Origin of the sequence: Streptomyces smyrnaeus (assembly GCF_017676345.1) — a bacterium.
GTDB lineage: Bacteria > Actinomycetota > Actinomycetes > Streptomycetales > Streptomycetaceae > Streptomyces > Streptomyces smyrnaeus.
Window position 1 is genome coordinate 618,144 of the sequence record NZ_JAFFZM010000001.1, and the last position, 19,532, is coordinate 637,675.

Here is a 19,532-nt window from a genome sequence, read left to right on the forward strand (position 1 = left end):
CCGCATGACACACTCTCGGGCCCGTGCCGCCCGGCGGGCCGCGCTGCGCAAGGCCGCCGAGCGCGGCTTCGAGGCCGCGGAACAAAGACTGCCCGTGGCGGCGGGCGGCAAGGCACTGCTGCGCAAGGCGTTCCCCGAGCACTGGTCCTTCCTGCTCGGGGAACTGGCTCTCTACAGCTTTGTGGTGCTGTTGCTGACGGGGGTCTATCTCACCCTCTTCTTCGACGCGAACATGACCGAGATCCGCTATCACGGCGCCTACCGGCCGCTGCGCGGCGAGCTGATGTCGGCGGCGTACGCGTCGACGTTGAAGATCAGTTTCGAGGTGCGGGGCGGACTGCTGGTCCGTCAGGTCCACCACTGGGCCGCGCTGATCTTCGTGGGCGCCATCGGGCTGCACATGCTGCGGATCTTCTTCACCGGGGCCTTCCGCAAGCCCCGGGACGTCAACTGGGTGATCGGGCTGACGCTCTTCGTCCTGGCGCTCGCCGAGGGCTTCTCCGGCTATTCGCTCCCCGACGACCTGCTCTCGGGCACGGGACTGCGCATCGCGGAGGGCATCATGCTCTCCATCCCCGTGGTGGGTACGTACATCGCGCTGTTCGTCTTCGGCGGTCAGTATCCCGGGCACGAGATCATCGACCGGCTCTATCCGCTGCACATCCTGCTGATCCCGGGGCTGCTGGTCGGGCTGATCGTGGTCCACCTCATCCTCGTCGTCGTCCTCAAGCACACGCACTGGAGCGGACCGGGGAGAACCGACAAGAACGTGGTCGGGCATGCGATGGTGCCGCAGTTCGCCGCCCGTTCGACGGGGCTGTTCTTCATGGTCGCGGGGGTGCTGGCCCTCCTGGGCGCGGTGGCGCAGATCAACCCGGTCTGGAACTACGGGCCCTACAAGACCCACCAGGTCTCGACCGCCGCGCAACCGGACTGGTACGTCGGCTTCTTGGAGGGATCGCTGCGGCTGATGCCGCCGTTCGAGACGACGCTGTTCGGGCACACCGTGATGTGGAACGTGCTGGTGCCCGCCGTCATCCTGCCCGCGCTGCTGTTCCTGGTGCTGTACATGTATCCGTTCTTCGAGCGGTGGATCACCGGCGGGGACGAGACACCGCATGTGTGCGACCGGCCCAGGAACCGCCCCGTGCGCACCGCGCTGGGCGTCGCCGGAATCACCTTCTACGGTGTTCTGCTCATGGCCGGCGGCAACGACGTCCTCGCCTTCACCTTCGACATCTCCTTGAACGGGCTGACGTGGGCGTTCCGCGCGCTGCTCGTGGTGGGCCCGCCGCTGGCGTACCTGCTGACGAAACGGCTGTGCCTGTCCTTGCAGCAGCGGGACGCCGAACGCGTCATCGAGGGCGAGGAGACCAGCCATGTGCGGCAGTCGGTGGAAGGCACCTTCAGCGCCGATCACGAACCGCTGCCCCAGGGGGAGAAGTTCCGGCTGGCGGCCCAGCGCTTCCCGCCTCCGCTGGAGGTGGACGCGGCGGCGAGCCGCCCCGCCCGGCTGCGGGCCGCACTCAGCCGGTGGTACTACGCGGATTCACCGGCCCGGCAGTGGCGGACCATCGACCACCAGCGCCAGCGCGCCCAGACCGCGGTCTCCGGGCTGCGGGCCGAGCAGCGCGAGGGCCGCTCGGTCAGCGATCGGTCTGCGCGTACTGGAAAACGAAGCCGAACACTCCGGCGCCGGTGACACCGGCACCGATCAGGGCCAGCCACAGCCCGAAGACGGTGCCGGTGCCCAGCACCGCCACGCCCAGCGCGGTCAGCACCGGGTAGGGGCTGCCGGCCGGGAAGAAGCCCATCGGCCCGCCGCGTTCGTGGATCTCCCCGTTCCTGCGGTCCTCGGGCCGGACACCGCGGCGCTTGTGCTGCACCGCGAGGAAGAACGAGACCAGCGAGGCCATCAGGCAGGCGATCAGCACGGCGGCGGTGCCCGCCGGGTCGTCGCCGTAGAGCGCGTAGGGAATGGTGACGCAGGCGAAGAAGAGTGCGACGCCCGCGAAGAGGGTGGCTTCGAGCTTCATGAGGGCAGCCTCTTGGTCGGTGTGTTCTTGGAGGCGGGATCCTGCAGGCCGGGCGTTGCGGAGGTGGGTGGTCCGGCGTCGGCGTCGGGGCGCACTCCTGGGCTCTCCGGGGCGTCCGGGGCCACGATCGCCACGTCCTCCTGTGCCTCGGGGTGGTGCAGCCAGAAGGCCGGCGAGTCGGAGCGGATGTTGGGCAGTGCGACGAAGTTGTGCCGGGGCGGCGGGCAGGAGGTGGCCCACTCCAGGGAGCGCCCGAAGCCCCAGGGGTCGTGCTCGGTGACCTTCTCGGCGTGCGTCGTCGTCCACCAGACGTTGTAGAGGAAGACCAGGGTGGAGACGCCGAGGGTGAACGCGCCGATCGAGGAGACGGTGTTGAGCACGGTGAAGCCGTCGGCGGGCAGATAGTCGGCGTACCGGCGGGGCATGCCCTCGGCTCCGAGCCAGTGCTGCACCAGAAACGTGACCTGGAAGCCGACGAGCGTCAGCCAGAAGTGCACCTTGCCCAGGCGTTCGCCCAGCATCCGCCCGGTCAGCTTCGGCCACCAGAAGTAGAAGCCGCCGAACATGGCGAAGACGACCGTGCCGAAGAGGACGTAGTGCAGATGCGCCACGATGAAGTAGCTGTCGGTGGCGTGGAAGTCCAGCGGCGGGGAGGCGATCAGCACACCGCTGAGCCCGCCGAGGAGGAAGGTGACGAGGAATCCGATGGCCCACAGCATCGGCGTCTCGAAACTGAGCGAGCCCTTCCACATGGTGCCGATCCAGTTGAAGAACTTCACCCCTGTCGGCACGGCGATCAGGAAGGACATCAGGGAGAAGAACGGCAGCAGCACGGCCCCGGTGGCGAACATGTGGTGTGCCCACACCACGGCGGAGAGCATGGTGATGGTGGCCGTGGCGCCGACCAGCCCGATGTAGCCGAACAGCGGTTTGCGGCTGAAGACCGGCAGGATCTCGCTGACGATGCCGAAGAACGGCAGCGCGACGATGTAGACCTCCGGATGCCCGAAGAACCAGAACAGGTGCTGCCACAGGATCGCCCCGCCGTTGGACGGGTCGAAGATGTGGCTGCCGAACTTCCGGTCCGCCTCCAGCGCCAGCAGCGCCGCCGACAGCACGGGGAAGGCGAACAGCGCCAGGATCGAGGTGAACAGCACGTTCCAGGTGAACAGCGGCATCCGGAACATCGTCATCCCCGGGGCGCGCAGGCAGATGATGGTGGTGATGAAGTTGACCGCCCCGAGGATGGTGCTCAGTCCGGCCACGGACAGCCCCATGGTCCACAGGTCACCGCCGGTACTGGGGCTGTACTTCGGCCCGTTGAGCGGCGCGTAGGCGAACCAGCCGAAGTCCGCGGCGCCGTTGGGCGTCAGGAATCCGCCGATCACCATGAGGCCGCCGAACAGATAGACCCAGTAGGTGAAGGCGTTGAGCCGCGGGAAGGCCACATCGGGCGCACCGATCTGCAGCGGCATGATGGCGTTGGCGAACCCGGCGAACAGCGGCGTGGCGAACAGCAGCATCATGATGGTGCCGTGCACCGTGAACAACTGGTTGTACTGCTCCTGGGAGACGACCTGCATCCCGGGGTGGGCCAGCTCGGCCCGCATCACCATGGCCATCGCGCCCGCGGCGAGGAAGAAGCAGAAGGACGTGACGAGATACAGGTTGCCGATCACCTTGTGGTCGGTCGTCGTCAACCACCGCAGCACCATGCCGCCTCCGTGATTTGGCCGAACAGTGTGGCCGGCCCGTCGGCTCGTCCGCCGGGCCCTCGCCGTGGTCGCGCGTCGCCGTGCCGGGGGGAAGGTCACGGGGGCCGCGCCCCCGCCCCGGCAACCTGCGAGCACCGCGATCGGCGCGCTCGGCCGACCCGCCGGACGGGCTCAGGCTCAGGTAGGAGTAGCCCGCTCGCCGATACCGAAACCGGATCGGCGCGAGATGAACACCGCTGCCTGTGAACCACCCCGTGCGGGCGAGCGTGTGCCCGCACGGGACCGGCCCGCCCGTCGCCCGTACGGGCTAGCGGCCCCGGGCGCCGCGCAGGGCGCGGCCCGCGGCGAACGCTGCCCCCGCGGCCACGGCGGCGGGTGCGGCCAGACGCGCGGCGCGGCGGGGCCAGGCCGGCGCGGGCTTCCGGGTCGGCTCGGTGGCACCGCTGGTGCCCTGGTAGGCGCGCTTGACCAGTTCGGCGAGGTGCACCGGTTCGCTCCCGACGCCGGCGGCGCCCAGCTGGGTCTTGCAGGAGAACCCGTTGGCCACCACTGTCGTGCCCGGGGCGGCGTCGCGGACGGCGGGCAGCAGCGCCTGTTCGCCGCAGTCCATGGAGATGCCGTACTTGCCCTGTTCGAAGCCCCAGGACCCGGCCAGTCCGCAGCAGCCGCCGGTCAGGTTCTCGGTGCGCAGACCGAGCTTGTCCAGCAGTTTCCGGTCGGCTTCCGTGCCGCCGGTGGCGCGCTGGTGGCAGTGGCCCCACAGCAGGGCGTCGCCCGCGCCGGTCCCGGCCAGCCGGGGTGGGGTGATGCCGTAGGTGTCGAAGAACTCGGCGAAGTGCAGGGCGTTGGCCGCCAGCCGGCGGGCGTCGTTGTCGTGCGGGAGCAGCTTGGTCAGCTCGTCCTTGAAGACGGCCAGGCAGCTGGGTTCCATGCCGACGACGGGGGTGTCGGCGCGCAGGTGGGGGCGGAGCGTGTCCAGGACGTTGTGCAGATAGCGTTCGGCGGCGTCCAGGAAGCCGTAGTCGTACAGCGGGCGCCCGCAGCACACGTGCTGCTCGGGCATGACGACCGACCAGCCGGCTGCTTCGATCGCCTCGACGCAGGCGACGCCGACGTCCGTGTCGAAGTAGTTGTTGAAGGTGTCGGGGAACAGCACGACCGGACGACCGCCGGGGTTGGCCGTGCCGCCGCGCTGCCGGAACCACTGCTGGAGCGTCATCGGGGCGAAGGTCGGCAGCGGCCTGCGCCGGTCGATGCCCGCGACGAGCTTGGCGATCCGGCCGAGCAGCGGGGCGTGGGTGACCAGGTTGGCGGCCTCCGGCAGCCGGGAGGCGAGGCGGGACGCCTGGTCGATGAAGCCGAAGGCGTAGGCGTACCGGGGACGCCACCTGCGGGCCGACTTGAAGTGGTGGTGCAGGAACTCGGCCTTGTAGGTGGGCATGTCCACGTTGACGGGGCAGTCGTTGGTGCAGCCCTTGCAGGCCAGACACAGATCGAGCGCGTCGTAGACCTCCTTGGACTGCCAGCCGTCCTCGACGGTCTCGCCGCGCAGCATCTCGTGCAGCAGCCGGGCCCTGCCGCGGGTGGTGTGCTTCTCCTCCCGGGTGACCTGGTAGCTGGGACACATGGTCTGTCCTTGGGACGCGTCGGGCACCCGGCAGGCGCCGATCCCCACACAGCGCAGGCTGGCGTGGGCGAAGTCGCCGTCGTCCTCGGTGTAGGCGAACTTGACCTCGGGCCTCGGCGGGTTGAAGTCGGGGCCCAGCCGCAGGTCCTCGTCCAGCCGGTAGGCGTCCACGACCTTGCCGGGATTCATCTTGGCCTCGGGGTCCCAGATCTGCTTGAACTCCCGCATGGCCTGGACGAGTTCGCTGCCGTACTGCCGCTCCAGCAGCTCACCGCGCTGCTGTCCGTCCCCGTGCTCGCCCGAGAGGGAGCCGCCGAAGGACGAGACGAGGTCGGCGGCCTCCTCCATGAACGCGCGGTAGTCGGCCATCCCCTCGGCGCTGAGCAGGTCGAAGCTGATCCGGGAGTGGATGCAGCCCTGTGCGAAGTGCCCGTACATGGCGCCGCGCAGCCCGTGCTTGTCGAGCAGTCCGCGCAGTGCCGTGACGTACTCGCCCAGCCGGGCCGGTGGCACCGCGGAGTCCTCCCAGCCGGGCCAGTGGTCGCCGTCGGGCGGGAAGGCGGTGGCGCCCAGCCCGCTCTCGCGGACCTTCCACAGGTTCTTGGCGGTCTCCTCGTCCTCGTCGCTGGTGGTGATGCGGTCGGCCGCGTAGCCCCGCTCGCCCGTCAGCCAGTCCCGGAAGCGGTGCGCCTGGGCGTGTGCTTCCTCCTTGGTGTCCGCGCCGAACTCGACGAGCAGCCAGGCGGCGCCGCCCTGCCTGGGCAGCTGTTCGAGGGAGGCGAGGTTCATGTGCTGGAGTTTCTGGTCCTCGATGAGCTGCTGGTCCAGGGCTTCCAGGCCGATCGGGCGGAACTGGTGGGCGCAGATGTTGGCGTCCTCGGCCGCGGCGGCGATCTGCTCGTACTCGACGACGACCAGCGTCCGCTGCAGCAGCGCGGGGGTGAGCTTGACCTGCGCCTGGAGGACGGTGGCGCAGGTGGACTCGGTACCGACCAGGGCGCGGGCGACGTTGAACCCGTTCTCGGGCAGCAGTTCGTCCAGGTTGTAGCCGGAGACGCGGCGGGGCATCTCGGCCACCGAGGGGAAGCCGGCCCTGATGGCGTCGGCGTACCGGTCGCGCAGGTCCCGCAGCTTGGCGTAGATCTCGCCCTTGGGTCCACCCGCGGCGATGATCGACTCCAGCTCCTCCTCCTCGTCGACGCCGACCCAGAAGCGGTCGCCGCCGTAGGTGACGATCTCCAGCGCCTCCACGTTGTCGGAGGTGCGCGGCCCCGGCCCGTACAGCTGGGACTGCACGGAGTGGGTGCCGCAGGAGTTGTTGCCGATGTTGCCGCCGAGCACACAGCGGGAGTGGGTGGAGGGGTCGGGGCCGAAGACGAGGTTCCAGGCGCCGGTGTGCCGGTTCAGCTCCTCGTTGATGACACCGGGCTCGACCGTGACATGCCGCTCCTCGGCGTCGACCGCACCGATACGGGTGAGGTGTTTGGAGTGGTCGATGACGACGGCGTAGTTGACGGTCTCCCCCGACAGGCTGGTGCCGCCGCCGCGGTTGAGGATGGGGGCGCCGTACTCGCGGCAGATCCGGTGGGTGGCGACGACGTCCTCAAGGGTCTTCGGGATCACGACGCCGATCGGCACCTGGCGGAAGTTGGAGGCGTCGTGGGCGTAGAGCCCCTTGGCCGAGCTGTCGAAGCGGACCTCCCCCTCGATCGCCTTGCCCAGCGCCCTGGCCAGCTTCCCGACGGCGATCACCTGGCGGGCGCGGGGCGGCCCCGCCACCGCGGGGTCGGTCTTCGCGGGGACCTCTTCGGTACGTGAGGTGCGGGGGCGGGTGCGGTCGGGCGTCGTGGCCATAGCGGGTCGCCTTCGGTCGTGTGCGGTCGGTCCCTTCGTGCGGGCGTTCGCCCGGTGGCGGTGATGCTCAGCCGGGCCGACGGCCGCGGACCCGGTACGGCTCGGCGTCCGCCCACCGCATCTCCAGGCCGAGCCCCGGCCGGTCCCGCGCCGGGTGCAGCGCCCCGTCGACCGGCCGCCGCACTCCGTCGAAGAGCAGTTCCTCGACCCGCACGTGGTCGTGGAAGTACTCCAGATGGCGCAGCCGCTCCACGGCGCAGAAGGCGTGGGCCGAGACGGCGGGTGCGCAGTGCGCCGACAGGTCCACACGGTGCGCCGCGGTCAGTCCCGCGACCTGGAGCAGCCCGGTGATACCGCCGCAGCGCGTCACGTCCGCCTGCAGACAGTCCACGGCTCCCGCGTCCAGCAGTGCGGTGAAATCGCCCAGGACGAATCCGTACTCCCCCGCCGCGATCTCCAGCCGCCCCGGGCCCTGGTCGCGCAGCAGACGAAGGCCCGGGGTGTCCTCGGAACTGACCGGCTCCTCCAGCCACCGCACGTCCCACTCCTCGGCCAGCCGCCGCGCCCAGTAGAGGGCTTCCTTGCGGGTCAGCGCCCCGTTGGCGTCGGCGTACAGCTCCACGTCGGGGCCGATGGCCTCGCGCGCCGCCGCCAGCCGGGCCGGGTCCTGCTCGGGGTGGCGGGAGGTCTTCAGCTTGACCCGGGGGATGCCCTGCTGCACCCAGCCGGAGAGCTGTTCTGCGAGCCGGCCCAGGGGATAGTTGGTGAAGCCGCCGCTGCCGTAGACGGGCACCTGGTCGTGCAGGGCGGGCAGCAGCTGGTGGAGCGGCAGCCCCAGCAGCCGCGCCTTGAGGTCCCACAGCGCGATGTCGACGGCGGAGACGGCCATGGCGCCGAGCCCGGGCCGGCCCGCGTTGCGTACGGCGGCGAACATCCGGTGCCACTGGGCCGCGGGCGCGAAGACGTCGCCGCCGCGAACGACGGAGGCGAGCTGGGAGTGGATGAACCCGGCGATCGAGTCGTCGCCGTAGGTGTAGCCCAATCCGGTGAACGGTCCGGCGTGTGCCTCCACGACGACGGCGGTGGTGGCCTCCCAGCGCAGGGTGCCGTCCTCCTCCGCGCCGTCGGGGCCGTCGGTGGGCACCCGGAAGGCGTGGAGGGTCAGGTCGTCGACGGTCACCCGGCCCGACCCGGCCACCTGCCGCGCTGCACCTTCGGTGGTCACCCTGTGCCGTCCCCTTCCGCTGTCGGCGTCCTCCTCCACCCCGCGCGGCCCGGGCCGCGCGGGTCATGGGTACCTCGTCGGCGGCCCGTGAAACGGCACCGGTGGCTGAGCAGCGACTTGTTTGCGGCCCTGCGCAGCGTGGGACCCGGCTGCGGACCGTCGCGTCGACCATGTGAATGGGGAGTACCAATGGCGCAGCAAGTAGCCGACTACGTTCTTCAGCGCCTCCGCGAGTGGGGTGTGCACCGGGTCTACGGGTACCCCGGCGACGGCATCAACGGCATGCTGGGCGCCTTCGACCGCGCCAAGGGGGATCCGGAGTTCATCCAGACCCGGCACGAGGAGATGGCGGCGTTCATGGCGTGCGGGCACGCCAAGTTCACCGGCGAGGTCGGAGTCTGCGCCGCCACGTCCGGGCCGGGCGCGATCCACCTGCTCAACGGGCTCTACGACGCCAAGCTGGACCACCAGCCGGTGGTGGCGGTCGTCGGGCAGCAGAAGCGGCTCGCCCAGGGCACCCACTACCAGCAGGAAGTCGGGCTCGAACAGCTCTTCTCCGACGTGTCGGAGTTCTGCCAGATCGTGATGCACCCGGGCCAGATGCGGCATGTCCTGGACCGCGCGTTCAAGACGGCGCTGACGACCCGTTCCGTCGCCACGGTCATCATTCCCGAGGACATCCAGGAGTCGGAGGCCCAGCCGTCGCCGCCCAAGACCCACGGCTCGGTCTACTCCAGCGTCGGCTGGAGCCAGCCGCGGGTGCTGCCCAACAAGGAGGAGCTGCGCAAGGCCGCCGACATCCTCAACGAGGGCCGAAAGGTCGCCATCCTCATCGGCCAGGGCGCCGCCAACGCCGAGGCCGAGGTCGTGGAGGTCGCCGAGCTGCTGGGCGCCGGGGTCGCCAAGGCGCTGCTGGGCCGCGAGGTGGTCCCGGACGATCTGCCGTTCGTGACCGGCCCGATCGGGCTGCTGGGCAGCAAGGCGAGTGACGACATGATCATGAACTGCGACACCCTGTTCATGATCGGCAGCAGTTTCCCGTATGCGGAGTGGCTGCCGGACGAGGGCCAGTGCAAGGGCGTCGAGATCGACATCGACGGCCGCATGATCGGCATCCGCTATCCCATGGACGCGCACCTGGTCGGCGACTCCAAGGAGACGCTCCGGGAGCTGATCCCGCTGCTGCAGCGCAAGGAGGACCGCTCCTGGCGCGAGCAGATCGAGGAGAACATCCGCACCTGGAACACGGTGCTGGAGAAGCGGGCCGCGCAGACCTTCGACGGCAAGATCAACCCGCAGGCCGTAGCCCACCAGGTCTCCTCGATGCTGCCGGACGGCGCCATCCTCACCGCGGACTCGGGTTCGGCCACCAACTGGTGGGCGCGCCACATCAAGCTCCGCAAGGGCATGCAGGCCTCCCTTTCCGGCACCCTGGCCACCATGGGCCCGGGGGTCCCGTACGCCATCGCGGCGCGCTTCGCCTATCCGGACCGGCCGGTGATCGCCTTCGTCGGAGACGGTGCCTTCCAGATGAACGGCATGAACGAGATGATCACCGTCAAGCGGTACGCGGAACGGATGGCGGGCTCGCCGCCGCTGATCTTCTGCGTCCTCAACAACCAGGACCTCAACCAGGTCACCTGGGAGCAGCGCGCCATGGGCGGGGACCCCAAGTACGAAGGCTCCCAGTATCTGCCGGACTTCCCGTACGCCGAGTACGCCGAACTCGCGGGGCTGCGCGGCATCCGCTGCGACGACCCGAAGAAGGTCACCTCCTCCTGGGAGGAGGCGCTGGCCGCCGACCGTCCGGTCGTCCTGGAGTTCGTGGTGGACAACGAGATCGCGCCGATCCCGCCGCACATCATGAAGGAACAGGGCAAGAAGGCCGCCAAGGCGGCAGTTCGCGATCCCGAACGTACCGGGATCGCCACCCGGGGCTTCCGGCAGAAGCTGACAGAGGTCTACGAGAACCTGCCGGGCCGCAAGCACGACTGAGATGCAGCAAACGTGCAAACTCAACTGGGGCTCGTAGCCGCCCGGTTGTGGCGGGCACGATCCGGGGGCTGGAAGTGGGCCCCCGGACCTTCGCCAATTCAGCCGTCTGACTGACGGGTCGTCGTCGCCTCGCTACCGTGAACGCCATGGACGACAGGGACGCCGACCCCGCCGACACCTGGCCGCTCCCTCCCGTGTGGATGTGGGGGTGCGAGAAGTGCATCGAGCTGTACAAGGCGATGAAGCACGCCTGCGAGGTGACCAACGCCGCTCGTGAGGAGTACGGGCCGGCGTTCGACTGCGACCCGTTCGACACGGTTCTCACCAGCCAGATCCGCCTCGCCGAGCACCTGGCCACCCAGCACACCGAAGAGGTCCCCGACAAGGACCCGGCGTGTGCCAAGTGCATCTCCCCGGAGATGGTCCATCTCCCCGAGCGTTTCGTCCTGGAGCACCGGGCCCGCCATCTGTTCGCCCCACCCAGCATCGTCGATCTGCTGTGAGGCGGCGTCACCACCGCGGCGGGCCCCGGCTCGCGGCCGACCGCTACACCGTCGGCTTGAGGCCCACCGCCGCCCAGCAGCCGACCTCCTCGGGGCTGATGGAGCCGGGCGGGCGGCGCATGCCGTCCTGACTGTCGACCATCTCCGGGCGCCAGTCGCAGGTGGCGACTATGCCGGGCTCGACGAGGGTGAGCCCCGTCGCGGTGAAGAACTCGCGGACGTCCTCGGCGCCGCGCAGCTGCACGGTGATGCCCTGCGCCCCGTAGATGTCGACGACCTTGCGCAGGGTGACGTCGAGTTCGTCGGTGCCGTGGGACATGATCAGCGCGCTGCCCGGTACCAGCGCGTCCACAAGAGTGCGCACGATGCCCTGCGGTTCGTCCGCGTCGCCGATGAAGTGCAGCAGGGCGACGAGGGAGAGGGCGACGGGCCGGTCGAAGTCGAGGGTGCCGCGGGCGTGGTCGAGGATGCGCTTGGGGTCCCGCGCGTCGGCTTCGATGTAGTCGGTGGCGCCCTCGGGGGTGCCGCTCATCAGGGCTCGGGCGTAGGCGAGCACGATGGGGTCGCTGTCGGCGTAGACGACCCGGCAGGTCGGGTCCTCGCGCTGGGCGACCTGGTGCAGATTGGGGGCGCTGGGGATGCCGGTGCCGATGTCCAGGAACTGCCGGATGCCCTGTTCGCGGGCCAGATAGCGGACCGCACGGTGCATGAACTCGCGGTTCTCCCGGGCCGCGGTCGCCACGTTGGGGAACGCCGCCATCGCCTGTGCCGCAGCCTGGCGGTCCGGACCGTAGTTGGTCTTGCCCCCGAGGAAGTAGTCGTACATCCGGGCCGAGTGCGCCTTGGCTCCGGTCGACTCGGGCATCTGGTGGCTCATGAGCGGCGGCTCCTGGGTAGGGGAACGAGCACGAACGTCTCCCGGGCCCGCCTGGCATATGCGGGCCTGTTGGAGACAACTACTTTCGTACACGCGGGGTTTGAAATCCAGGGAGCCCCCCTCGGAACGAGGGCCCAAGTCCCGGAAGCGCGGTGGCGGTACGGCCGGAGTGGGCCGTACCGCCGTCGGCAACCGCGCACCTGCCGGGGCCTGGTTCAGGAGGCGGGCAGCTTCGCCTTGATCCGCATGAACGTGACCGAGTTCGGCGCGAAGGTGTGGGTGAACTCCTCGTCGACGCCGTGCAGGGTGGACTTCTCGGGCTCGATCGGCCGCTCGGTGGCGGTGTTGACCGCGTCCGGGTCGCCTTCGAGCGTGGTCAGCCTCGCCGTGTCGCCCAGGACCCTGGCCCGGCCCAGTCCGATGCGGGTCCTGGCCTGCGTGTCCTGCGCGTTGACCACCTTGACGACGAGCTCGCCGCGCTTGTCGTCGTAGGTGACGACCTGGCGGAAGGGCTCGGCGGGCTTGTCGGTGAAGCTGCCCCACTTCTCACCGTCGAGGTAGAGCGTGACCTGACGGCCGCGGACCTTGACGTGCAGGTCGTACTCCTTGCCCGCCGTGATCTTCGTTCCGTCCTCGATCACCGTGTCCCGGGCGCCGCCGCTGGCCTGCTCGACCGCGGATCTGGTGTTGTTCCAGCCACCGAGGTTCCACCAGTAGTAGTTGCCGGTGTCCTTGACTCCGAAGGCGAGCATGAAGCCCTCCTTGCCCGCCTTCTTGGTGGCCTTCGCCCGGACGTCGTAGTCGTGCCACTTCGGGTCGCCCGCGGTGACCATGGTGTCCTCGGCCGCCGTGTCCGACTGGACGTAGGCGCCGTCCTCGATCTTCCAGGAGCCGCGCTGGGAGGCGGGGGTCCATCGGGAGTCGCCGTGCGAGAAGTCGTCCTTGAGCAGGGTCTCACCGTCGGCCGAGGTGACCGAGACGTCGTCGAAGGCGGCGCTGGTGGCCCACGTCGACAGCCCGATGCCGCCGCTGATCGGCGTGTTGGCCGAGGGTGTCCCGGACGCGGTGCTGGGCACCACCCGGTCGCCCACGTTGTTCATGAACAGCTTCTGCGTCTCGTAGTTGGCCGAGCCCCATGAGGTGTGGTTGTTGAACCAGATCATGTCGGGCTTCCACTGCACATAGTCCTCGTTGGCCAGCAGCGGCGCGTAGGAGGCGAGCCGCACCACGTCGGCGTTGCGCTCCAGTCCGGTCATGAACGCGGCTTCGGCCAGCGCGTTGCGGAAGCGGTTGTCCCGGGAGGCGTACTCGCCGAGGAAGACCTTGGGCCCCTTGCGGTCGTAGTCGTCGTAGCGGTCGTTGTTCTCCAGGAACCAGGCCGGGCTGTTGTAGTAGTGCTCGTCGACCATGGCGACGTCGGATTGCCGGTTGAGGTCCCAGTGCCTCTCGAAGACCGGTCCGGAGTCGTCGGGGCCCGAGTTGCTGATGACGGTGATGTCCGGGTGCTCGGCCTCGATGGCCTTGCGGAACTCCTTGAAGCGGGCGTGGAACTCGTCGGGAAGGTTCTCCTCGTTGCCGACTTCGAGGTGGGTGAGGCCGAACGGCTTCGGGTGGCCCATCTTCGCCCGCTTGGCGCCCCATTCGGAGCTGGTGGGCCCGTTGGCGAACTCGATCAGGTCGAGGGTGTCCTGCACATGGCGCTCGAGCAGTGCGGGATCGTCGGTGGCCTTGTTCTGACCGCAGCCGGTGACCAGCGCGGGGACCACGGGCAGCGGCATGGCTCCGACATCCTCGGCGAACTGGAAGTACTCGTAGTAGCCCAGGCCGTAGGACTGGTTGTAGCCCCAGAAGTTGGCGTTGGTCGCCCGCTGCTCGACCGGGCCGATGGTGTCCTTCCACTGGTAGGAGCGGCGCCGGTCGAAGTCGGGCGCCTCGTAGCCCTGGTGGCTGCCGGTGTTGACGAGGCAGCCGCCGGGAAAGCGGAGGAAGCCGGGGTCGAGATCGGCGATCTTCCGGGCGAGATCCGGGCGCATACCGTTCGGCCGGTTCTTGAACGTCTTGCGGGGGAAGAGCGAGACCTCGTCCAGCCGGAGGGTGCCGGGCCCGCCCGCTCCGACGGTGAGCCTGCCGTCGTTGCGGGTCGCGTCGGCGGTCAGGGTGCCGGTGTACTTGGTCCAGCGGTCGCCGCGCACGGTGATGCGCAGCGGGTCGGCGAGGGCGCCGCCCGATTTCGCGCCGGCGAGGGAGACCGTCAGCGGCGTACCGGAGGCGCGGTCGGTGCGCGCCCATACGGAGAAGTCGTACCGCTCGCCCTTGCGTACGGCCAGGCCGGAGTTGTAGCCGGCGTTGGTGAGGCGGAACTCCTTGCTGCCGCCGGCGAGGGAGACGCGCAGATAGCGGCGGTTGCGCTCGTTGAGGCGCGCCGCGTCGTCGGCCACCTGCGCCGCGGTCGCGCCGGAGCTGGTCCAGGCGGTCATGGGGGTGTAGGAGTCGTTGTCCGCCTTGTCGTACTCGAAGGAGCGGTTCTGAACGAGCTCGGCGTACAGACCGCCGTCGGCGGCGCGGTTGATGTCCTCGTAGAACACTCCGTACATGGAATCGGCGATGTCGGGACCGCGTTCGGCGGCGTCGACGGTGAGCGTGTAGTCGGTCGGCTCGGCGGCGGGCTCCCCGGACGCCACGGCCGGTACGACGCCGACGGTGCAGGCGAGCAGGGCGCCTACGGCGAGTCTCAGACGTGGTCGTAGTCGCCTTCCGACAGGTGCGCGTGATCCGGTGGGGCGGGTCTCCATCTGCTCCTCCTCGACCCTGATGTTCGAGATATCGAATGCAGTTCGGTATTGCGCAGCCTGAGAATGAGGGAGCCTTCGACGCCGGGTCAATGAGGCTGCACGGAACCCGATTTCAGACGCCGCGAGTGTTGACAGCCCGAAGGCGGAGCTCTTCACTGGTGCCGCGTTATCGAACGGTGAACGAGATATCGAACATTCGCCCAGGCCGAGGAGCCACAGCACCGATGACGACGAGCAGACGCACACTCCTGGCGGCAACCACCGGCATCGCGACGGCAGCCGCCACCACGACGGCGGCCACGGCCGCCGCCCCCACGACAGCCGCCCGAAGTTCACGGACCGGCAGCCACCAGCCCCCGACCCGTGAGCACTTCGGCACCCTGGACAACGGCGACCGCGTCGACCGGTGGACGCTCGCCAACGGCGGCACCCGGCTGCGGATCCTCTCCTACGGCGGCATCGTCCAGTCCCTGGAGCTCCCCGACCGGCGGGGCAGGACGGCGAACGTGTCGCTCGGCTTCGACTCCGTGGACGGCTATGTGGCGGACAGCCCGTACTTCGGTGCCCTGATCGGCCGCTACGGCAACCGCATAGCGGGCGCGAAGTTCACCCTGGACGGGAAGACGTACCAACTGCCCGCCAACGACGGACCCAACAGCCTGCACGGCGGCACCAAGGGGTTCGACAAGCGGGTGTGGGACGTCGAGCCGTACCGCAGCGGCGGCGATGTCGGCCTCACCCTGCGGTACGTCAGCAAGGACGGGGAGATGGGCTACCCCGGCACGCTGCGCACCCGGGTCCGCTACCTCCTCACGCCGCGCGGTGAGCTGCGTATCGACTACACGGCGACGACGGACAAGGCCACCGTCGTCAACCTCACCAACCACACCTATTTCAACCTCGCCGGCGAGGGCAGCGGCAGCATCGAGAGCCACCGGCTCCGCATCGCGGCCTCCCGCTACACCCCGGTCGACGACACTCTCATCCCGACCGGCGAGCTGGCGCGGGTAGCCGGGACACCGTTCGACTTCCGGCGCGCGAAGCCCATCGGGAAGGACCTCCGCGACGGCCATCCGCAGATCCTGCGCGGCCAGGGGTTCGACCACAACTTCGTGCTCGACAAGGGCCTCACCGAACGCCCGCGCCCGGTGATCTCGGTGACCGAGCCCGAGTCGGGCCGCACGATGCGGGTGGCCACCACCGAGCCCGGAGTGCAGTTCTACAGCGGCAACTTCCTCGACGGCACGCTCAAGGGAAGCTCCGGCCGCGTCTACCGCGCGGGGGACGGCTTCTGCCTGGAGACCCAGCACTTCCCCGACTCCCCCAACCAGCCCGGCTTCCCGTCGACCGTGCTGCGCCCCGGGCACACGTACCGCTCCTCGACCGTCTACTCCTTCGGCACGGACGGAGGGCGCTGACGGGACCGCCGATACGGTTCGAGCCCCGGTCGGGCCGGACGGCCGAACCGTCCGGCCCGATTCCCGCGCCCTCCCCGTGATCGTCATCGCACGCGGCTGCTCGCCCGGCAGCACTGCTGCGTCACCCGTCGGCAGTCCGCCCCCTGATGCGGGCTCTGGCTCTGTCGTACAGGCCCTTGAGGATCATCACGGGAAACAGCACGGCGCAGAAGATCGGGAGCCCCCCGACGATCAGCAGGAACGCCCCCATGAAGAGCACGATGAACAGGGCCTTGCCCCAGCCGTCGCCGGCGTAGGCCTGGTCCTGATCGGTGCCGGTGAGCCAGTTGTCCGGCTCGGCGCGGATCAGCCGGGCCGCGACCGTGCGGCCCGCCTCGCAACCGCCCTCCACATGCACGCGGATGTCCTTCAGGGGCGCGCCGCCTGCGGCGGGAGCGAAGTCGCCGAAGCAGTGCGTGACCGTGCTGCTGCCGCCCCGGCCGCCGCCCTCGACCACCCGCTGGGAACGGTTGACGGTGACGGTGCCCCGCTCCCCCGACCAGTCGAGCCCGGCCGCCACGACTCTGGCCGAGTACACGGGTACGTCATTGATGAGGTGCCCGAAGAACCAGGCGAGGGGCAGACAGATCAGCAGCCACATCCACAACAGCGGACCGACCGCGATCTCTCCCCCGCTCCACGCCCTGCCCCAGGCTCGGACCGCGCTCCTGGACTGCTTGCCGTCCGACTTCTTCCCCCCGGTCACACACCCATTGTGAGGTATCCGAACAGCACATCGACCCCGCTCCCAGGCAGCACCGCAGTCGGTCGCGGGGTGTGATCACTTGCCCTTGGCGAGCTGATCGACCCGCGGTACCGAGAGGCCGAGCAACTCCGCGATCTCCCGGAGCTTCATGTTCTCCCGCAACTCGACCACCGCCTCACCCCGTACCGACTTCACGCGCCGGGCCGCTTCGGGCAGCAGGTCGTCGGCCAACGCCCGGGCCGTGACCTCGCGGTCGACCGGGTCGGGGATGGAATCGAGGCAGGCAAGCGCGGCTTCGATATGAGCAGCCATGGCCGCGCGCACTCCGGGCGCCACCTTCGGGAGGGGAGCGGGCGTGTCGGTCATACGGTAAGCCTACGGCCCTCCGCAGGCCTCTTCTACCCCCTCTTGATTTCCTTCTAGCCCCCCTCTAAAAAAGGTGGATGCGCCGATGGTAGGGGGTCTTCATGAGCAAAGGGGACGTGACCCTCATCCTCACGGCAATCTCAGCACTGTCCAGCGTGATCATCGCGATCGGGACCATCACCTCCGTCTGGATCGCCCGCGAGGCGATCAAGCAGCGCCGCAAGCACCGCCGCTGAACCGGTACCGGCCACGCGCCCCCTCACTGGAGCCCCCAGCGGTGGTTCGCCGTCGCCACCTTCAACGACATCACCTCCGCACGGGTGGCTGCCCGCAACTGCTGCGGATCAGCCGTCCACGCGGGCCCGCCAGGGCGTACGAGCCGCACCATGCCGTCCTGCTCGATCGAGTGAACAACACCCGCCGTACGACGGGCGAGGTCGGCAACGACCTCGCCCCGACGCCATCCGGTACCGCTCAACGCGCGTGCGGCGCGCACAGCGCCTTGGCCAGCTTCTCCGCCGTCGCCAGATTGCACCCGCCCAGCTCCAGAAGCGGCCCCCGCCACGTGCTGTTCGTGACATCCACACAGGAGGCCAGATCCACCCGCAGCGAGGGCAACACGATGTCCGCCCCGACGAGTGCGACGCGGAGCCGTTCGCATGTCTCCTCCGCGTCGCGGAGCTTGGCCAGTGTCGGGTTCTCGTGACGGCTCTCTGCCATGGAACTGCGCCTTTCTTGGGGGACTTTCACGTTCTGTGGTCCCAGCGTGGCGCTCCGGACATAGCCTTGTGGAGAGCAACCGCTGTGCACCTGTGCTTGTCAAGAGGCGGAGAACCGGAGAACGGAATGACGGCAGAGCGCCCCCGGGTCGACGGCGACCCGAAAGCCGACCCCAAGGTGTCGACCCTCGCCTACTTCGGCACCGAGTTGCGGATCAGGAGAGAAGAGGCCGGACTGAGCCAGGCCGAGCTGGGACGGCGCACCTTCTGCACCCACTCGTACATCTCGCGGATCGAGTCCGCGAGCCGCGTCCCGAGCGAAGAGTTCGCCCAGCGCTGTGACGATGTGCTGGGCACGGGGGGAATGTTCGCCCGGCTGTGGCCGGTCGTGATCGAGCACGCCTACCCGGACTGGTTCCGCCCCTTCGTGGAGCTGGAGAAGGACGCTGTCGCGATTTGGAATTTTCAGAATCAGGTGGTGCCCGGCCTGTTGCAGACGGAGGCGTATGCCCAAGCGCTCTTCGCAGCAGGCAAACTGGCCAATACGGAAGAGCTCGTAGCAGCACGAATGACGCGTCAGCACATCCTGCAGCGGGATAATCGCGCACGGCTGTGGGCGGTACTCGACGAGAACGTGCTGCGGCGAGTGGTCGGGAGCCCGGCCGTCATGGCACGGCAACTGGAGGTGCTTGTCGAGGCGGCTCAAGATCCGCGCACAGTCGTCCAGGTCATCCCATACGAGGTGGGAGCGCACGCCAGCATGGACGGGCCCTTCTCCGGGCTGACGATGGACGAAAGTGCCGACCTCGTTTACATCGACGGCCGTGCTCGCGGCTACATCACAGCTGCTGCGGAGGACGTGGCCGAGTACCGCCATACCTATGATCTGCTGAGGGCAGACGCCCTTCCTCCCCGGGCGTCAATCGCGATGATCGCCGCGAGAGCAAAGGAACTTGCCTCATGACCCGCACGACCGACCTATCCGCCGTGGTGTGGCGGAAGAGCAGCTACAGCGGCCAGAACGGCGGCGACTGCCTGGAGGTCGGCGTCGACCACCCCGGCGCCGCACTCCCCGTCCGCGACTCCAAGAATCCCCACGGCCCCGCGCTCCTCATCGGCCCCCATGCCTGGCAGGCATTCATCGCGCACGCGCGGGCGGACGGCTTCGGGCGGGGCTGAGACACGCCGGGGGAGGTCCGATTCGTTCAAGATGGTGGCGTCGGGCAGCGATTAACGTCGCCGTCATGAACGACAGCAAGGAATCCCGGCACCTGAGCGTCCATATCGACCGTCCCCTCGCGGAGGTCTACGCCTACGCTGCCGACCCCGCCAACCTTCCGGCGTGGGCCCAGGGCCTGGGCGGCTCCATCGAGAAGAGCGGCGGTCGGTGGGTGGCGGACTCCTCCCCCATGGGACGAGTCGTGATCGATCCCGCTCCCCCGAACGAGTGGGGCGTGCTCGACCATGACGTCACCCTGCCCTCCGGGGAGACCGTCTACAACCCGGTCCGGGTGATCGCTGACGGCGCGGGGAGCGAGGTGGTGTTCACCCTGCGCCGGCGGCCGGGGATGAGCGACGCCGCCTTCGAGCGTGACGCGGGCATGGTCGCCGCCGACCTGGCCCGGCTCAAGGAGCTGATGGAGCGCGCCTGAACGCTCGG

General features: G+C 69.3%; 18 protein-coding genes. 8 read left to right on the forward strand and 10 right to left on the reverse strand.

Features of this window, described 5'->3' with window-relative positions:
• Positions 1-4 precede the first annotated feature (4 nt).
• Positions 5-1,702: a cytochrome bc1 complex cytochrome b subunit gene (qcrB, locus tag JW613_RS02715; RefSeq protein WP_209209044.1), complete on the forward strand. Its 1,698-nt coding sequence runs from the start codon at positions 5-7 to the stop codon at positions 1,700-1,702.
• On the opposite strand, the gene ctaF is transcribed toward qcrB, so the two are convergent.
• The 4 genes from ctaF to JW613_RS02735 all read right to left on the reverse strand — a co-directional run bounded on the left by ctaF (position 1,647) and on the right by JW613_RS02735 (position 8,457).
• Positions 1,647-2,036 (reverse strand): aa3-type cytochrome oxidase subunit IV, encoded by a 390-nt coding sequence (ctaF, locus tag JW613_RS02720; protein WP_209209045.1) that lies wholly within the window; start codon positions 2,034-2,036, stop codon positions 1,647-1,649. The two genes, qcrB and ctaF, sit on opposite strands and share 56 nt — an antisense overlap.
• Entirely contained in the window at positions 2,033-3,751 is a 1,719-nt protein-coding gene (gene ctaD / locus JW613_RS02725) for an aa3-type cytochrome oxidase subunit I (RefSeq protein ID WP_209209046.1), read from the reverse strand. The genes ctaF and ctaD overlap by 4 nt, the downstream gene beginning before the upstream one ends.
• 307 nt (positions 3,752-4,058) lie before the next feature.
• A complete protein-coding gene (locus tag JW613_RS02730) occupies positions 4,059-7,232 on the reverse strand; it encodes an FAD-binding and (Fe-S)-binding domain-containing protein (protein ID WP_209209047.1) in 3,174 nt (1,057 codons plus the stop codon).
• Positions 7,233-7,299: 67 nt separating this feature from the next.
• Complete coding sequence (locus tag JW613_RS02735; protein ID WP_307865761.1) at positions 7,300-8,457, reverse strand: enolase C-terminal domain-like protein; 1,158 nt, start codon at positions 8,455-8,457, stop codon at positions 7,300-7,302.
• Positions 8,458-8,646: 189 nt separating this feature from the next.
• Here JW613_RS02735 and JW613_RS02740 point away from each other — a divergent pair, with 189 nt between their 5' ends.
• A complete protein-coding gene (locus JW613_RS02740) occupies positions 8,647-10,452 on the forward strand; it encodes a thiamine pyrophosphate-requiring protein (RefSeq protein ID WP_209209048.1) in 1,806 nt (601 codons plus the stop codon).
• A gap of 146 nt (positions 10,453-10,598) precedes the next feature.
• Positions 10,599-10,955 (forward strand): hypothetical protein, encoded by a 357-nt coding sequence (locus JW613_RS02745; protein ID WP_209209049.1) that lies wholly within the window; start codon positions 10,599-10,601, stop codon positions 10,953-10,955.
• A 43-nt stretch (positions 10,956-10,998) separates the two neighbouring features.
• Here the strand turns inward: JW613_RS02745 and JW613_RS02750 are convergent, their stop codons facing one another.
• Both JW613_RS02750 and JW613_RS02755 read right to left on the reverse strand, forming a co-directional pair.
• Positions 10,999-11,832, reverse strand: a complete 834-nt coding sequence (locus tag JW613_RS02750) for an SAM-dependent methyltransferase (RefSeq protein ID WP_209209050.1) — start codon at positions 11,830-11,832, stop codon at positions 10,999-11,001.
• A 215-nt stretch (positions 11,833-12,047) separates the two neighbouring features.
• Complete coding sequence (locus JW613_RS02755) at positions 12,048-14,624, reverse strand: alpha-L-arabinofuranosidase family protein (RefSeq protein WP_209209051.1); 2,577 nt, start codon at positions 14,622-14,624, stop codon at positions 12,048-12,050.
• A 224-nt stretch (positions 14,625-14,848) separates the two neighbouring features.
• On the opposite strand from JW613_RS02755, the gene JW613_RS02760 reads away from it, so the two are divergent.
• Entirely contained in the window at positions 14,849-16,042 is a 1,194-nt protein-coding gene (locus JW613_RS02760) for an aldose epimerase family protein (RefSeq protein WP_209209052.1), read from the forward strand.
• A 121-nt stretch (positions 16,043-16,163) separates the two neighbouring features.
• Here the strand turns inward: JW613_RS02760 and JW613_RS02765 are convergent, their stop codons facing one another.
• On the reverse strand, positions 16,164-16,787 hold the full coding sequence (locus JW613_RS02765) for a hypothetical protein (protein ID WP_209209053.1): 624 nt from the start codon (positions 16,785-16,787) through the stop codon (positions 16,164-16,166).
• A gap of 75 nt (positions 16,788-16,862) precedes the next feature.
• Positions 16,863-17,153 carry a hypothetical protein gene (locus JW613_RS02770; protein ID WP_099885195.1) on the reverse strand — a complete coding sequence of 97 codons (291 nt, stop codon included), beginning with the start codon at positions 17,151-17,153 and terminating at the stop codon, positions 16,863-16,865.
• Between the two features lie 101 nt (positions 17,154-17,254).
• On the opposite strand from JW613_RS02770, the gene JW613_RS36265 reads away from it, so the two are divergent.
• Positions 17,255-17,389: a hypothetical protein gene (locus JW613_RS36265; protein ID WP_280635082.1), complete on the forward strand. Its 135-nt coding sequence runs from the start codon at positions 17,255-17,257 to the stop codon at positions 17,387-17,389.
• Positions 17,390-17,412: 23 nt separating this feature from the next.
• Here JW613_RS36265 and JW613_RS02775 read toward each other — a convergent pair whose 3' ends face one another.
• Positions 17,413-17,649 (reverse strand): hypothetical protein, encoded by a 237-nt coding sequence (locus JW613_RS02775; protein WP_209209054.1) that lies wholly within the window; start codon positions 17,647-17,649, stop codon positions 17,413-17,415.
• Positions 17,628-17,873 carry a hypothetical protein gene (locus tag JW613_RS02780; protein ID WP_209209055.1) on the reverse strand — a complete coding sequence of 82 codons (246 nt, stop codon included), beginning with the start codon at positions 17,871-17,873 and terminating at the stop codon, positions 17,628-17,630. The genes JW613_RS02775 and JW613_RS02780 overlap by 22 nt, the downstream gene beginning before the upstream one ends.
• A 126-nt stretch (positions 17,874-17,999) precedes the next feature.
• Here JW613_RS02780 and JW613_RS02785 point away from each other — a divergent pair, with 126 nt between their 5' ends.
• The 3 genes from JW613_RS02785 (at position 18,000) to JW613_RS02795 (ending at position 19,524) form a co-directional block, all read left to right on the forward strand.
• Positions 18,000-18,836, forward strand: a complete 837-nt coding sequence (locus tag JW613_RS02785; protein ID WP_209209056.1) for a helix-turn-helix domain-containing protein — start codon at positions 18,000-18,002, stop codon at positions 18,834-18,836.
• Positions 18,833-19,051, forward strand: a complete 219-nt coding sequence (locus JW613_RS02790) for a DUF397 domain-containing protein (RefSeq protein ID WP_209209057.1) — start codon at positions 18,833-18,835, stop codon at positions 19,049-19,051. Before JW613_RS02785 ends, JW613_RS02790 begins: the two co-directional genes overlap by 4 nt.
• A gap of 65 nt (positions 19,052-19,116) precedes the next feature.
• A complete protein-coding gene (locus JW613_RS02795) occupies positions 19,117-19,524 on the forward strand; it encodes an SRPBCC family protein (protein WP_209209058.1) in 408 nt (135 codons plus the stop codon).
• Positions 19,525-19,532 lie beyond the last annotated feature (8 nt).